Annotated in this window: 16 protein-coding genes; 8 read left to right on the forward strand and 8 right to left on the reverse strand. The window is 51.4% G+C overall.

Annotation, left to right across the window (positions count from 1 at the left end):
• Positions 1-91: 91 nt before the first annotated feature.
• The gene (locus IYN85_RS08610; RefSeq protein WP_196158391.1) at positions 92-733 is read right to left on the reverse strand and encodes a hemolysin III family protein; all 642 of its coding nucleotides are present in this window, start codon (positions 731-733) and stop codon (positions 92-94) included.
• Positions 734-874: 141 nt separating this feature from the next.
• Here IYN85_RS08610 and IYN85_RS08615 point away from each other — a divergent pair, with 141 nt between their 5' ends.
• The 3 genes from IYN85_RS08615 (at position 875) to IYN85_RS08625 (ending at position 3,513) form a co-directional block, all read left to right on the forward strand.
• Entirely contained in the window at positions 875-1,321 is a 447-nt protein-coding gene (locus tag IYN85_RS08615) for an N-acetyltransferase (RefSeq protein ID WP_196158392.1), read from the forward strand.
• 174 nt (positions 1,322-1,495) lie between these two features.
• Positions 1,496-2,116 (forward strand): translesion DNA synthesis-associated protein ImuA, encoded by a 621-nt coding sequence (gene imuA / locus IYN85_RS08620; RefSeq protein ID WP_196158393.1) that lies wholly within the window; start codon positions 1,496-1,498, stop codon positions 2,114-2,116.
• Between the two features lie 5 nt (positions 2,117-2,121).
• On the forward strand, positions 2,122-3,513 hold the full coding sequence (locus IYN85_RS08625; RefSeq protein WP_196158394.1) for a DNA polymerase Y family protein: 1,392 nt from the start codon (positions 2,122-2,124) through the stop codon (positions 3,511-3,513).
• A gap of 88 nt (positions 3,514-3,601) precedes the next feature.
• Here IYN85_RS08625 and IYN85_RS08630 read toward each other — a convergent pair whose 3' ends face one another.
• From IYN85_RS08630 to IYN85_RS08640, 3 genes are read right to left on the reverse strand one after another with little or no spacing between them, the layout of a single operon-like run.
• On the reverse strand, positions 3,602-4,861 hold the full coding sequence (locus IYN85_RS08630) for a DUF4097 family beta strand repeat-containing protein (RefSeq protein WP_196158395.1): 1,260 nt from the start codon (positions 4,859-4,861) through the stop codon (positions 3,602-3,604).
• Positions 4,862-4,886: 25 nt separating this feature from the next.
• A complete protein-coding gene (locus IYN85_RS08635; RefSeq protein ID WP_196158396.1) occupies positions 4,887-5,858 on the reverse strand; it encodes a HEAT repeat domain-containing protein in 972 nt (323 codons plus the stop codon).
• A gap of 1 nt (position 5,859) precedes the next feature.
• Positions 5,860-6,447, reverse strand: coding sequence for an RNA polymerase sigma factor (locus IYN85_RS08640; RefSeq protein WP_196158397.1), 588 nt, complete (start codon positions 6,445-6,447; stop codon positions 5,860-5,862).
• Positions 6,448-6,627: 180 nt separating this feature from the next.
• On the opposite strand from IYN85_RS08640, the gene IYN85_RS08645 reads away from it, so the two are divergent.
• Both IYN85_RS08645 and IYN85_RS08650 read left to right on the forward strand, forming a co-directional pair.
• Positions 6,628-7,029 (forward strand): hypothetical protein, encoded by a 402-nt coding sequence (locus IYN85_RS08645; RefSeq protein ID WP_196158398.1) that lies wholly within the window; start codon positions 6,628-6,630, stop codon positions 7,027-7,029.
• A 360-nt stretch (positions 7,030-7,389) separates the two neighbouring features.
• Positions 7,390-7,695, forward strand: coding sequence for a hypothetical protein (locus IYN85_RS08650; RefSeq protein ID WP_196158399.1), 306 nt, complete (start codon positions 7,390-7,392; stop codon positions 7,693-7,695).
• Positions 7,696-7,712: 17 nt separating this feature from the next.
• On the opposite strand, the gene IYN85_RS08655 is transcribed toward IYN85_RS08650, so the two are convergent.
• Positions 7,713-9,002 carry an Hsp70 family protein gene (locus IYN85_RS08655; protein ID WP_196158400.1) on the reverse strand — a complete coding sequence of 430 codons (1,290 nt, stop codon included), beginning with the start codon at positions 9,000-9,002 and terminating at the stop codon, positions 7,713-7,715.
• 143 nt (positions 9,003-9,145) lie between these two features.
• On the opposite strand from IYN85_RS08655, the gene IYN85_RS08660 reads away from it, so the two are divergent.
• Positions 9,146-10,327 (forward strand): MFS transporter, encoded by a 1,182-nt coding sequence (locus IYN85_RS08660; RefSeq protein ID WP_196158401.1) that lies wholly within the window; start codon positions 9,146-9,148, stop codon positions 10,325-10,327.
• On the opposite strand, the gene IYN85_RS08665 is transcribed toward IYN85_RS08660, so the two are convergent.
• Positions 10,311-11,189, reverse strand: a complete 879-nt coding sequence (locus IYN85_RS08665; protein ID WP_230390529.1) for a 1,4-dihydroxy-2-naphthoate polyprenyltransferase — start codon at positions 11,187-11,189, stop codon at positions 10,311-10,313. The two genes, IYN85_RS08660 and IYN85_RS08665, sit on opposite strands and share 17 nt — an antisense overlap.
• 314 nt (positions 11,190-11,503) lie before the next feature.
• Between IYN85_RS08665 and IYN85_RS08670 the strand changes: the two genes are divergently transcribed.
• Together IYN85_RS08670 and IYN85_RS08675 are read left to right on the forward strand one after the other, a co-directional pair.
• The gene (locus IYN85_RS08670) at positions 11,504-12,373 is read left to right on the forward strand and encodes a cation diffusion facilitator family transporter (protein ID WP_230390648.1); all 870 of its coding nucleotides are present in this window, start codon (positions 11,504-11,506) and stop codon (positions 12,371-12,373) included.
• 47 nt (positions 12,374-12,420) lie between these two features.
• Positions 12,421-13,050 carry a hypothetical protein gene (locus tag IYN85_RS08675; RefSeq protein ID WP_196158403.1) on the forward strand — a complete coding sequence of 210 codons (630 nt, stop codon included), beginning with the start codon at positions 12,421-12,423 and terminating at the stop codon, positions 13,048-13,050.
• A gap of 71 nt (positions 13,051-13,121) precedes the next feature.
• Here IYN85_RS08675 and IYN85_RS08680 read toward each other — a convergent pair whose 3' ends face one another.
• Both IYN85_RS08680 and IYN85_RS08685 read right to left on the reverse strand, forming a co-directional pair.
• Positions 13,122-14,711 carry an ABC-F family ATPase gene (locus IYN85_RS08680; RefSeq protein ID WP_196158404.1) on the reverse strand — a complete coding sequence of 530 codons (1,590 nt, stop codon included), beginning with the start codon at positions 14,709-14,711 and terminating at the stop codon, positions 13,122-13,124.
• 199 nt (positions 14,712-14,910) lie between these two features.
• Entirely contained in the window at positions 14,911-15,258 is a 348-nt protein-coding gene (locus tag IYN85_RS08685; RefSeq protein ID WP_370592172.1) for a zinc ribbon domain-containing protein, read from the reverse strand.
• Between the last annotated feature and the right edge of the window lie 176 nt (positions 15,259-15,434).

The raw sequence follows: 15,434 nt of genomic DNA on the forward strand, positions 1-15,434 counted from the left end.
TCGGGCTTGTGGGAAATATCCTGGCTGGGGGGCAAGAACAGCCCCCTTTGATCAGAACAAACTAAGGTGATTTAAAAGACTCAGAGGTACTCTAAAAAACGTAAAGCAGAATCGCGAAAAAGTGCAGCATGGCACCAGCCAGCACAAACATGTGCCAAATCGCATGATTAAATGGAATGCGTTTATTCACATAGAACACCACGCCCCCGGTGTAAGCCAAACCACCGGCAACCAACAAGCCAAGCCCATTGGCGCTGAGGTTCGCCACCAGAGGTTTAATAGCGATAATCACAACCCAGCCCATCAACAGGTACAGGGTTACCATCAACGCTTTGATGTGACGTGCCGGAGATAGCTGCAATACGGTGCCCACCAAAGTCAGGCCCCAAACGATGCCAAAAATAGTCCAACCCCAGGCACCATTGAGGGTAACCAGCGTGAAGGGGGTGTAAGACCCGGCAATTAAATACAGAATCGCCAGATGGTCGATCTGGCGCAAAATTTTCCGGATGTTGGGGTGTTGTATCGCGTGGTACAGCGTTGAAGCCAGAAACATAAAGATCAGTGTGGTTCCGTAAATACTGGCGCTGACAATTTGCCAAGCATCACCCTGTCCGATAGTGACCGCCAACATAACCACCAAACCCACCACTGCCAACACCGCACCAATACCGTGCGTCAGGCTGTTGGCCCACTCTTCAATGCTGCTGTACTTTGGTAACGCGTCTGACATATCCAACAATCTCTAACCAATAAATATACGAGTGTATATTTTGATTCCTGATTAACAACCCTTTTGCAGTCATTTCCACAAAACTTTACATTGTCGAGCGAGCCGTTCAACGCCCAAACATCACAAAGGTTTAGTTATCTCATGACCCCTGAATTAACCACCAGACCTGCCAAACAGTCCGACTATGATTGGCTTTTTGAACTGAAAATGGCGGCCGACCGATCTTATGTCGAACCCATTTTTGGTTGGCACCCAGCCACGCAGGAAACCTTATTTGCACAAGAATGGCAGCGCACCACACCAACCATTATTTGCCTGGGTAATAACCGCATTGGCAGCTATTGCATTGAACAGGAAGACGGTAAATGCTTTTTCCGGCGGTTTGTTATTGCGCCTGCGTATCGCGGACGGGGGTATGGCCGTCATCTGGTAAAGACGGTTCTGTCAGCCGTCAGCGCTCAAGGCCAGGATTGCCATGTTGCGGTATTCCATGGCAATCCTGTTATTGGGCTGTACCGGTCGCTCGGCTTTCATGACCGCCATCAGGATGCTCATTTCCACTATCTGGTGTACAGCACAAAAGGCTGATCACCCTTCATTTGCCTTCAGTTCACTGCGCAGGGTCTGGTCCAGAGGTATCAATCCCGGGCTGTTGACATGTCACTGTGATCTGGCCGCGTGATAAAACCAATCGACGTTCATAATTGCATCTGATTTCGCTTTATCTATACTGTATGCACATACAGTAACTTTATAAGCATCATGACACTGATTGATACGCTCGCAGAACAGGGCCGACTCTGGTCGGCACGCCACTGGCAGGAAACGCATGTCCCGGCAACCGCCAGCGGCTATGAACAGCTGGACGAACTGCTGCCCGGCCACGGCTGGCCGTTAGGCGCCATTACCGAGATACTCTACCCCGCCGTTGGCAGCGCAGAACTGCGGTTGCTGCTCCCTGCTCTGGCGCGAATCAGCCAACAGGACGATCGCTGGCAACTGTGGCTGAACCCGCCATTGCCACCCTGCGCACCGTCTCTGCAACACTGGGGCTTCAATATTCAGCGCCTGTTACTGGCGCACGCTGATAAACCGGCCGATCTGTGCCATAGCCTGGAAAAAAGCCTGCAAAGTGGCGGCTGTCAGGCCGCTGTGGTTTGGTTGGATACGCTCGACAAAGCTCTGATGCGGCGTTTACAACTGGCCGCCGAAGGCGCTGGTGTCCCGGTTTTTTTATTGCGTCCGGAGCGTTTTCAGAACCAACCATCGGTGGCGGCTCTGCGCCTGCGCCTGCGCAGTGAACAACGGATCGATATCTTGAAACGTCGGGCCGGCTGGCCGGTGCAGGATATTGAATTGTCATTACCTCTGAACCGGCACTGACCGCCATGCTGTGGCTGTATATTCACTTCCCCAACCTCGCCCTGGAGGCCCGGTTCCTGGCCGACCAGCGACAGATTCCGCAATTATTATTGAAACCCGGCCAACAAACGGTCGTGCAGTGCAATGAGTACGCCCTGGCTCAGGGTGTCCGGGTGGGCATGAATAAAAAGACCGCTTTCTGCCTGTTGGAAGACTGCGCCCTGGCCGACTACGACCCGCACGCCGAACAGGCTTGCCTGAAGCAACTGGCGCTGCTCTGCTATCACCAGGCGGCGCAGATCAGTCTGGTGCCACCGGATGGATTGCTGCTGGAACTGGGCTCCATGCTGACCCTGTTTAAGGGGCTCGATGCTTACTGGAAGCACATGCGACAACGCTTAAAAAACAGCGGATATCAGTTTGTCATGTGTACTGGGCATACCCCGCAGGCAGCCAAACAACTGGCACACGCCAAGATTGAATTGTGCAGCGATGATGAACAGCGTATCCGCGAAACGCTCTTGCAGCTGTCTGTTGCACAACTCGATTTACCGGAAAAAATCATTCATAAGCTCAATGCCATGGGTATCCACCAATACGGCCAGCTGAAAAACATGCCGCGCAAAGAACTCGGTTACCGTTTTGGCAAGGAAATGATCGAGCACTTACAAAAACTGGAAACGGACAGTCAGCCACCAACCAGCTTTGAACTGCCGGCACGCTTTCAGCAAACCGTACACCTGACTTATGAAGCCGAGCACGCACGCGGGCTGATTTTCCCGCTGCGTCGCGTTTTGCTGAATCTGGAAGCGTATTTGATCGGCCGTCAGCGACTGTGTGAAAAACTGCTGATCAAATTGGAGCATCGTGATGGTCGCGCCAGCTTACTAACTATCCCATCGGTACGCGGTAGCTACCGTCAACAGGATTGGTTGTCGCTGTTGCAGATACAACTGGAGCACACCCAATTGATCGACCCGGTGGTCAGCCTGACCTTACGCGCCGCCGGTTTTCTACCCATGCAGGCGGAGCACAAAGACCTCATTGGTGGCCGCCACAATCAGGCCGACGCTGACCGCCTGCATTCGATGTTACTTGCTCGATTGGGCGAAGCGAATGTGCGAACCTTACGTGCCGAAGCCGATCCACGCCCGGAAGTGGCCAACCAGTTGCGCAACTCACACGACAATGCCACCGAACAGTATCCCCGCCAGTGGCCCAGCCTATTGCTACCGGTTCCGAAACCGATCCGCCAGAGCGATTATCAGATCATCGCGGGTCCCGAACGCATCGAAGGCGGCTGGTGGGATGCCCCATCGGTTCGCCGAGATTATTACATTGCCAAACGCCATGCACAGACACTGTGGTTATTTCGCCGTGACGATGGCCAATGGTTTTTGCATGGGGTGTTTGCGTAACTTAATGCACCAACTGCTACCTATAAAAAAACCGCTGTCAGTCATTTAACAGCGGTATTCCTGAGTTATCTGAAAGCAAACATGGAAACTACTCGGCCAACATCTCGATATAAATATCGCCATTGGTCGTAGTCAGGGTGACGCGATTACCACCGCCATTCACAACGCCTTCGCCACGAACTTTGTCGCTGTTTTCACCTTTAATGGTTAACGGAAAGTCCGAATAAATCCGATAATCGCGCACCGCACTTCGGGTAATCCGGATCTGTGCATCAATGGTGGCCGCCAACTCTGCTGGAATCACCAAACGCAGGTCTCCACCGGACGAACTCAGCTTTACGTGCGCATCGGCCAGGGCTTCAATCATTTCCGCTTCGATACGGCCGCCCGATGTTTCTGCTTCAATAAAGCCGCGGGCATTTTCAATGTTGATGTTGCCACCAGAGGTATCGGCTTTCACATAGCCGCGGCTGCCGCCCACAAACAGATTGCCACCAGACGATTCAACTTCGACATTGCCACCACTGCCAGCAACACGGACACTGCCACCGGAGGTATCGGCAAATACAGACCCTTGCGCAACATCAATCTTGATATTACCGCCCGACGTTTCGGCTCGGACATCGCCCTGTGCCGGACCAATATCGATCCCGCCACCGGACGTATTCACATTGGTCTCGGTACCACCCTGGCTGACCCGAATCCGGCCACCGGATGTTTCAATATCCGCTTTACCAAGGACCACACCGATATCGATATTGCCACCAGAAGTATCCGCACTCAGATCACCGCCGACATCGCCAACGGTAATATTGCCTCCGCTGGTATCGACTTTAACATCCGCCTGGACATCACCAATTCGAATATTGCCACCCGACGTATTGACGTCTACAGATCCTTCCCGGATATCACCAACATGAATACTGCCACCACTGGTATCGGCAAACACCGCCCCCTGCAGCGATGCCACGCTGATATTGCCGCCACCGGTTTCCAAACGCACAGCGTACTCGGTTGGTACTGTAATTCGGTAATGGACATCCACGCGGCTATTGCGCGGTGCTTCACCTGCAATGTGAACATCATCACCGTCATGTTCCAGCGTGATAACAAAGGCTTCCAATGCGTCCTGACGACGGCTTTCTTTAGTAATTTCAATGCCAACCTGGTTTTTATTCCAAGTTGTGATGTCGATATCACCCCGGTCGCTGCGCAATGTTAATTGCCCACCGGGTTGCACATCATAACTTTTTTCAATGAACTGGCTTTCAGCCCAGACACTTGCACCGGTCAACACCAGAAACGTCATGACGCTCCATCGTTGAACCTGTTTTTTGAATGTTCTCATCGATCTCTCCTGATCTTCCACTAACTTAAATTTGAGTGTCATTTGGTTGTTTCAATGGCTCAACCAAACGATTGGCACTGTCTCGAATGTACCGGTTGCTGTCGTGCACGCTAATCCGTTGTATCGTGTCTAACGTTGCCGGATCATCCAGAAAATTCATCAGTGATTGAAAGGCCACAATGCGCACGCCAGCGTTCACATCATTGGCCAATGCTTGCAATAAACTGTGCCGTGTATCGGGATCAACTGCGTACTCAGTCAGCGCTTCAGCTGCCAGCAAACGCACCCCCGGGTTTGGATCATTTAACAAGCTGTGACTTAACGCGGCTCGCACCGAGGCCGAAGCTGTTACGTTTTTCAGCAGTCCGACCAAATCCAAGCGAGTGGCATCACTGACGTCATCTTGCAAGGATTCCGCTAACAATTGCTGGATATCGGCGCTGCCCAAATTGCCATTCAATTCGGTTCGGGATACCAGTGAATAAGTCAACTGCACGTCCCCATTACCGACGTCGTACCCGGTCATTTTCAGGTTGGTAATTTCGAATTCACCGGGTCGAATGAACTGCAACGGCGCTGCCACCGGTTGTAACGTCGGAGAGGCCGCATTGCGATCAGGTAATCCCTGTGCGAACCAAAAACCAATGACAAACATCAACGCCAGCGATGCCCAGGGCATGGCTGTTAAGCCATCTTGAGGCCACAACCAGTGTTGTAAACTTTCTAATGAAAAATGCCGTGGCCGGTTCAAGGCTGTGTGCAATCGATAACGAGCCGCACTGACCTGCTCTGAGGACACTGTCTTAATAGGTTGATTGTTCAACACATCGTTCAGCGCCTGTTCCTGAGTCAGATAACGTCCAAAATCGGTTTCAGTTTGTGCTCTGCGTTCAACGTCCTGACGCTGCTGTTCGGTGCAATCGTCATAGAGATACGCCATGATCAACTGCCGATCGGCATTGCTCAGGTTTATCGGGAAATTCTCTGAGTGCTTCATGTTATTCCACCTGCAAAAACTGAAGTTGATCGCGGATCTTCTCCCGGCTACGGGAAAGATAACTTTTAATGGCACCGTCAGTGCAATCCATAATCTGTGCGGCTTCCTGGATTTTCATATCCTGCTGATGACAGAGCACAAAGGCCTGTCGTTCCTGTTTGCTGAGTCGCTGAACGGCCTGTTGAATCGCACGCGAGGTTTGTTGTTGTGCCAATTGTTGTTCGGGATTCGAATGCTCAGCCGCTGCCCCCAGTTGCTCCACGTCGAACTCATCATTCAACGTGGACTTCGCGATCAACCGGGCCAGAATTGACGTTGGCTTCCGCGCGTGGGAATGAGCCGTATTGAGGACAATCCGGTACAGCCAGGTACTGAACTGACTGTCCTGACGGAACCGAGGCAAGCCCCGATAAGCCTTCAGCATCGCCTCCTGGAAAATTTCATCCGCATCCCCCGGCTGACCGGCCAATCCCTGTGCGACGCTCAACATCCGCTCTGTCAGTGGCCCAACAAGACGCTCAAAGGCGTGGGAATCGCCGGTCTTCGCCAGCGCAATCAGCGCTTTTTGGGTATCGAGTGGTGCATCCATGGGTCGGGCGAATCCCTGTCTTTGTTATTGATGTGGGCTTTGACGCAAGAGAATACCAAAGGGTTGGCAAAATATTTTTAAAAATTTGAGTGATGCATTCGAGTATCGAATTCTGAAATACCGACTAAACTAGGTGCTGTTAACGGACCGTCTGGTCGCCCGCAAAAAGGGAGTCTGAGTATGATCGATTACGTCGTCAACGACCGTATTTTGCGTATCGAAAACGACATCTATGAAGTTGACCACATCAAGGATGTCTTTGTCATCAAGCACAATCGCATGCAGCAGTTCATCCGGCAGCTTCTGCTCGGCTTGCAGCTAGCGCTGGCGGGTGGCATTGCCAGTCTGTGGCTGGGGCCACCGGCAATCATCGTCTCTTTCGCTCTATTCGCCATCGGTGTGATTTACGGCATAACCACCTGTGAGCAGATTGAACTAAGGGCTCGGTTTGCGGGAACAGACGAAACCGGTGATCAGATAGTGCCACTCTTTAAGGCTCGGGACGATGACCAGCTGGAAGCCCTGTTTTGCATCTACGACCTGCTCAAACAACGTCTGCTCAGCCTTCCGGCGCGGGAGTAAAACCAATCACCAGGAACGGCCATAACAGCGCGCACCATAGCCAGGCTGCAGGGTTACCTGGCCCGGTTCAGTTTTGTTTATTCTGTTAAGGGTCGCAACCAGTACTACCTTTTGAACCTGGTCCTTGACGAAGATAACCCCGCAATACAGCCAAATCACTGCGTGTCACAAATACCACCGATTCAAACTCAGTAAGTTTAAGAACATGCCATTCGAAACGCTCCATTCGTGCATAAATGATCAAAAAGAACAGTACGCTTAGACCGAACGTCGACTCTCTTGCTACTTGAACGATGTGACTGGGATCACACTCACAATTCGGTACATTAGACAGCACACCCTGATTCACGGAGCAGAATCTTGATTAATACCATTGACGCCGTACTGGAATTTGTTGAAGAGAATCCGGACTACAAAGCCACCATCGGATTGATTAAAACCATGAAGGTAAACCGCGCCTATTTGACGTGGGCTGCCGTACACAACAAAACAGGCCATCAGTTTGTGCCGTATCTGTCGGCCATTTCAAAACTGAACCCAAAAGCCTATTGGGAGCCGTTAACGACTCAGGAACTGCATGCGTTTTTACGCAACAATAAGCAGAAAGCCTTTCTGTTAACGCAGTCGTTGGAAATACCAGAACCGGTAGAAGCCGTCGCCTCCTGAGCATCGAAACGACGCCGTTAACGATAACGGCGTTGTGCTTCCAGCACCAAACCTTTTCCCACACTGTTGAACAGGTCACCACTGACCCAGTTGGCGGCCGGAAACCGCTGCTGCACCAGAGCCTTGACCGACGGTAGCGCCGTGGAGCCTCCCGTTGTAAAAACGGTGTTGATCTGTTGCTTATCCAAGCCACTTTGCACCAGGGTTTCATCAATGGCGGCAAACACCCGGCCGACATCCGTGGCAATGGCATCTTCCAGGTCCTGGGCAGTTGCGGTATGTGTGACATCGCCCGTCACTACTCCATCCCGGTTTAAGAAGGCCAGATCCAACTGGGTGTGTGACGCGCTAGATAAGTCTATTTTTGCTTGTTCAATCTGTCCGGCCAGTCGATGCCCATCTTTCTGCTTCAATAAGGTCAATAACCGGTCAATCGGTTCAACCTGTTGCATACTTAGGCGTAAATCGGCGATGTCGCGAATCACTTTCGAGTCGTAGAGGGTGTGAATCCGGTGCCAGGTCGCCAGATCCACAAAATAGTGAATCGGCATGGCAATGGTCGGCTTGTCTTTATAAGGCACCCCAAGACCAAAAAATGGCATCATGGTGGCCATTGATAAATGCCGGTCGAAATCGGTACCACCGATGTGAATACCATGATTGGCCAGCAAATCCGCAGATCTGTCCGCGCGTTGCCGTCCGGCTTTCGATAATCGAATAATCGTGAAGTCCGAGGTCCCCCCCCCGATATCAATAATCAGAGCGATTTCTTCGTCTTCGACGGTCTGTTCATAGTCAAATGCAGCGGCGATGGGTTCAAACTGAAACGAAACCTGATCGAATCCGACTTGACGGGCTATCTCCGCCAGCCGTTGCTCTGCGGCTGCATCTAAAGCCGGATGATGGTCGTTAAAATGGACCGGCCTTCCGAGCACGACCGACTGCATGGCCTGCTGACTGAACGCCTCTGCCCGCGACTTAAGGCTCTGCATAAAGAAACCAATAATCTGGTTAAACGAATACACCTGCCCCTTAATCTGCGTGCCTTCGTCCATCTGGCTGGAACCAAGAATGGACTTCATCGAGCGCATCAGGCGACCGAACTCACCCTGGGTATAGTTCCGGATAGCCTGACGCCCAAAGCTGATGTCGTCAGTTTCAAAGTCGAAGAACAACGCGCTGGGCAAGGTGGTTTCCATATCCCCTGTATGGGGATGTTTTTCCAATGGAACCATGGTGGCTTGGTCATTGTGCAGGACGCCGACCGTTGAATTTGAGGTGCCGAAATCCAATCCACAAATCGACATAGCTATTCGCCTCCCGGCACAGAAAAAGGGGCGCGGGATTATACGGCATTGACTCCCGATGCCAACCGTTTCCGTGGTTTCATTTGCCAAATGAGAAAGATTCCCGTAAAAACGCCTCTCTATCAACGCATGCGGAACCTTCAATGTTCGGACTGAATCGCAATATTTGGCTGTTATTTCTGACCCAACCCTTTGCCTTGGCCATATCACCCGCCATCGTACTGATCAGTGGTCTGGTCGGAAAACAGTTAGCACCCTCACCACAATGGTCGACCCTGCCACTCACCATGATGGTTACGGGCATGATGCTGGGGGCATTCCCAGCGGCGCTGTTGATGCAACGCTTCGGTCGTAAAATCGTGTTTTTGGGGGCGATGCTCGTTTCCTGCTCTGCGTCGGGTCTTGCAGCGCTGGGAATCGCCATGTCCAGTTTCGTGGTCTTTCTTATTGGCGTTACGTTCATCGGTGCAACTCTGGCAGTGGTTCAGCAGTTCCGTTTTGCCGCAGCCGAGAATGTCGATAAGCCAGAACTGGCCGGTCGCGCGATTTCAGTTTTGATGATCGGCAGTGTGGGCGCGGCATTCATTGGCACCGAGCTTGCGGCGTGGGGCGAAAACTTACTATCGGTAACCTATTCCGGATCCTTCATTACGCTTATGCTGGCCAGTGCCATCGCTTTTCTGTTACTGCTGTTCTTCACCAACACCAAACCAACCCAGCAGCACCACAATACGAAAGACCCTATAGACTGGTCTGCGATTGTGCGTCGACCTAACTTCATCATCGCCGTCTGCGCGGCGGCCATTGGCTATGGCGTCATGAGTTTCGTGATGACGGCGACCCCGCTTGCCATGCACGATATGATGGGTCACAGCCTTGGAAGCACGAAATGGGTTATTCAAAGTCACATTATGGCGATGTTTTTGCCGTCGCTGTTTACCGGTGAATTAATCCGAAAATTCGGTGCCCGTCAGGTCATTTTCGCTGGCTTATTGGCCTACCTTGGCACCACCGCCTTTGCGTACAGTGGTGTAGCTGTATTCCACTATTGGTGGGCACTGGTGCTGTTGGGCATCGGCTGGAACTTTTTGTTTATTGGTGGCACGTCGTTACTGACAAAGGCCTACAAACCGGAAGAAAAATACCGGGTACAGGCGGCTAATGATGTGTCTGTTTTCATCTTTCAGGCATTAACTTCGCTGAGCGCAGGTATTATTCTGTTTGCTGCGGGTTGGTCGGGTATTGTGACCATTTCGCTGATTCCGACCGTCGCACTTATTCTGTTGGTCTTAGTACTCTGGCCAAGAATTACAGCCAGCGCATAACAAGAAGCACCATGCTGGCGAGCAGGCAATACGCCATTTCCAATACGGCGGTGCGAGCCAGCAACTGATTGAGCTCCGCCCCCTGCAGTTGCCGGCTTTGTTGGATAAGGCGGCGAGCCATGGGGGCCACCACCAGCAACGGCACGAACGATGCGAATCCCAGATTAAACGAGACCAGTAAATGCATCACCAATGCGAAAACGAGCAACCATTTATACAATTCTCGTGCAAGTTGATCTCCCAACATGACGGCCAGTGTGTGCTTACCGGCAGGAGCATCGGTTGGGATGTCCCGGATGTTGTTCACCAGCATAATGGCGGCACTGATTAACCCCGCCACGACGCCATAGCCTAAAACCGATGCAGTGATATGCAAACTGTGCGCGTAATAGGTGCCACCGACCGCCAACAAACCAAAAAACAACAACACGGTTATTTCACCCAGCCCGTGCGAGGCTAACGGGAATGGTCCACCGCTGTAGGCAAACACGGCGACCAACGATGCAATCCCCAGAACCAGCAAGACCCAATCGGACAACCAGACCAGCCCCATGCCACTGATAAAGGCAACCAGGCAAACAAGCAACAGCGCCATCAGCATACGTTGACTGCTGATCAGGCCACTTTGTGTCGCGCGCTGTGGTCCCAGTCGTTTTTCGGTATCTACACCGGATTTTGCATCAAAATAGTCGTTGGCAAAATTCACAGCGATCTGCAAAGCCAGCGCACAGATCATCGCTAACCCAAACACCGACCAGCGAAACAGCCCCTGGTCAAATGCCAGAGCCGAGCCCAGCAATATAGGGCTTACGGAAGCAGGTAAGGTTTTCGGGCGCATGGCCAATAACCAGGGGTTCAACATGGTTAAAACTCGTTATCAGATCATGAAAGTTCGGCATCGTGCCATACTCTGTCGATCGATTAAATCCTTTCGTGACAATACAGGATAGCAACCCCATGCTCCTTGGCTTGACCTTCATTCGACTCTAAGCTTTACACTGCAGAACAACCTGAACAAATGACGAGTTGAAACAGACAAAGATGCATAGCCACGATCACACTTCGGCACACAGTCACACCGGTCACGCGCACAATCATTCACATGGGCATGGGCATGGGCATGGGCATGGGCATGGGCATGGGCATGGGCATGGGCATGGGCATAACCATGGCCACATGCACAGTGATACCAAGAATATCGCCTGGGCATTCTTTCTTAACCTAACCTTTACCATCATCGAATTTATCGGTGGTGTATTAACCAACAGCACTGCGATCATGGCGGATGCGATTCACGATCTTGGCGACAGCCTGTCCATCGGCCTGGCGTGGCTGCTTAGCCATATTGGCAAACGCCCTTCGGATCATCAGTTTTCCTACGGTTACCGGCGTTTTTCACTGTTGGGCGCGGTGGTGAACGGTCTGGTGCTACTCATCGGCTCTGCCTGGGTGCTGATCCAGGCCATTCCGCGCTTGTTTCACCCGGAAATGCCAGTCGTCGAAGGCATGTTTGCACTGGCGATTCTGGGCACAGTGGTCAACGGCTACGCCGCCTACAAACTCAGTCAGGGCAACACCATGGCCGAGCGAATGCTGAATTGGCATCTGATGGAAGACGTATTGGGCTGGGTGGCTGTGCTTGCGGTTTCCGTCGTGCTGTATTTCTGGCACCTGCCCATTCTCGACCCGTTACTGTCATTGGGCTTTACACTGTTTATCCTGTTTAACGTCAGCAAAACGCTGTATCAGGCAGTTCGTTTGTTTTTACAGGCCATACCTACCGAAATGGATTACCAGAAAATCAAACAGGATATTGTTGCCTTAGTTCATGTGAATGCGGTGCATCACCTGCATGTATGGTCACTGGACGGTGCCCGTAATGTGTTAACCGCGCACATCGTCATGAACGATTGGGTCGGTGTTGATGAACAACGCGAAATCAAGGAGCAAATCCGTGACTACCTGGCCGACTATAACTTTGAGCACACCACGATTGAACTGGAGTTTGCCGACGAACTTTGCCGCGATGGTGAAGAACAGGCGTAAGTGGTATAAGAGCAGTTACCTGTTTATCACGCTTAAAGACAAAAACCATGTCATACGTTTGGATGTCCGATGCGTTGCTCAGCATCGTTTGTTTTTTGGTTGCGATGCGGCTACGCCAAGTACCGCTCAGCTCATCTCGTTTGGCGGCCACTGGCATCCTTCTGCTTTCCATCGCGTCAATGATTGGAACGTTGAAGTACGCGTTCACACTGCAAGGATCGTGGCCACTGCTGCATGAACTCACTTCGCGGCTGTTCGGTGTTGCCGGACTCTATATTCTGACCACTGCCTGGCTTGATTTCGCTGGGGTGCTGCGTGTTCGCCAGCCATGGTATGCCGCGCATATTGCCGATGGCATGCTCATTTTTTTGCTGGCGTGGTGGCTTGAACAACTCACCAATGCCCAACTGGTGATTGGCATTCTGATGAACATCGCAGCCCTGGTTGCTGCTTACCGCTGCTGGCGTCATGGGCAAACTGCGTTGGCGCAGATAATCAGCGTCGCTGCCGTGGTGTTTGTGGTGAATGGTTTGGTGATTGGTGGCGCTGAAACGCCACTCTTTGGACCTGTTTTGCGAATAGACCTGTTCCATCTTTTGCTTACAGCCTGGGCGCTAGGAATGGGCTGGGTCTTTCGCAACGAACCGCTGGCACCGCTTTTCAAACAGTTGCCCTAAGCTCAATAGCCTTGCCTATAGACCAAAAAAAAACATGCTGAGCATGTTTTTTTAAATCGATTATACCAGTGTTACACAATAGCCTGACTGGCCAGATACTCTTCGTAGGTACCGTGATAATCCACAATACCGGTTGGCGTTAGTTCAATAATGCGAGTAGCCAGACTGGAGACAAACTCTCGGTCATGACTGACAAAAATCAATGTGCCAGGGTAGTTTTCCAGCGCCAGGTTTAAGGATTCAATCGACTCCATATCTAAGTGGTTGGTGGGCTCATCCATCACCATAATATTCGGCCGCTGCAACATCATTTTACCGAACAACATCCGCCCCTGTTCCCCACCGGAGATAACGGTGACGGATTTGTCGATGTCTTTCTGAGAGAACAATAACCGCCCGAGCGTGCCGCGAATAACCTGTTCGTCGTCGCCTTCCTTACCCCATTGCGCCATCCATTCAATCAGGTTTTTGTCTTCTTTAAAGTCGGCGGCGTGATCCTGAGCGTAATAAGCAATGGTCGCATTTTCAGACCATTTCACCGTACCTGCGGTCAATTCGGTGTCACCAACAAGGCATTTCATTAAAGTTGATTTACCTATGCCGTTAGGGCCGATGACGGCGATCCGCTCGCCCACTTCAACCCGCAAATCCAGATTCTCAAACAATTTTTCGTCGTAGCTCTTTGCCAGACCTTCTACTTCCAACGCCATCCGGTGCAGCTTCTGTTCTTGTTCAAAACGAATAAACGGGTTCTGACGACTGGATGGTTTCACTTCTTCCAGTTCAATTTTGTCAATCTGCTTCGCGCGCGAAGTCGCTTGCTTGGACTTAGACGCATTTGCTGAGAAACGACTAACGAACGATTTCAGCTCGGCGATCTGTGCTTTCTTCTTGGCATTCTCAGACAATAAACGCTCTCGCGCCTGAGTTGAGGCGGTCATGTAAGCGTCGTATGAGCCTGGATAAACACGCAGTTCACCGTAGTCCAGATCGGCCATATGCGTGCAGACGCTGTTCAGGAAGTGACGGTCGTGCGAAATGATGATCATGGTGCAGTTACGTTCGTTCAACACACCTTCTAACCAACGAATAGTATTAATGTCGAGGTTGTTGGTGGGTTCGTCGAGCAGCATGATATCCGGATCGGAAAACAGCACCTGAGCCAACAGAACCCGCAGTTTCCAGCCAGGGGCAACTTCACTCATCGGCCCGTAATGCTGCTCAATAGGAATACCGACGCCAAGTAACAATTCTCCTGCGCGTGCTTCAGCGGTGTATCCGTCCATTTCGGCGAATTCACCTTCCAGATCACCGGCCCGCATACCATCTTCTTCGGTCATTTCGGGTTTTGCATAAATCGCGTCTTTTTCAGCCTTAACTTTCCACAGCTCTTCGTGACCCATGATGACCGTGTCGATCACAGAGTACTCTTCATAAGCAAATTGATCTTGCTTCAGTTTACCGATGCGCTCATTGGGATCTTTGGAGACATTACCCGCCGTTGGTTCTAAGTCGCGACCCAGAATTTTCATAAAGGTCGACTTACCGCAACCGTTGGCGCCAATCAGACCGTACCGGTTGCCGTCGCCAAATTTGACAGAAACGTTCTCAAATAGTGGCTTTGCGCCAAATTGCATGGTGATGTTCGCAGTGGTCAGCAAAATGTATTTCCCATTAAAAAGTCGGTGTGTTGGCTGAAAAATAAAGGGCGACGATGCTAGCGGGTTTGGCCGGATGTGTCCATGACTGAATTGTTACCCAGGGCAGGCGAAATGAGGTTTGAAGATTCGAGAGAACCCACAGAAGTACCCGCTTTCAGCGGTATCTCTGCGGGTCTAGGCCTTTATGGACGCCCCAAGGTCAGGCGGTGTGCCAACGGCGCAATTTCGGAATACTGCGGGTAAATAACCAGCCAACAAACTTCGGCATACCCTGCTCCTTCATCTTCTCGATGCAGAAGGCCTGCATTTCCTGTGCGGTCATCTCCGGTTGCATGAACGCACCGTTCACATAGCAATAACTGCAATATTCATCGGTTTTGCTTCCATCAGCCTCGGTTCCACCGTGGCCTGGGTCGCTTTTCATCGGCATACCGCAACTTTGACAAAACTTATTCATGATTCCCTCCTGTTGTCTTTCAGCACTGAATATTGAGCAGCGCAACTGCTGTTCATCATCAGTGGTTACAGTATAACCCGCGTTATTCACTTTACCTGTCCTTACATCAATAACCGCGGCCCAAACGCGCAAAACGGACTATTCATCAGCACTTATAGCCATCCGTTTCGACGTTACAAAAGTCCACTTTGTAAACAATGTTTGGTGCTTCTGTTTCGCAACAAAAACGATATACTGTATGGATAGCCAGTATATTGATTTGTCCG

It is taken from the genome of Reinekea sp. G2M2-21 (assembly GCF_015687175.1).
Classification (GTDB): domain Bacteria; phylum Pseudomonadota; class Gammaproteobacteria; order Pseudomonadales; family Natronospirillaceae; genus Reinekea.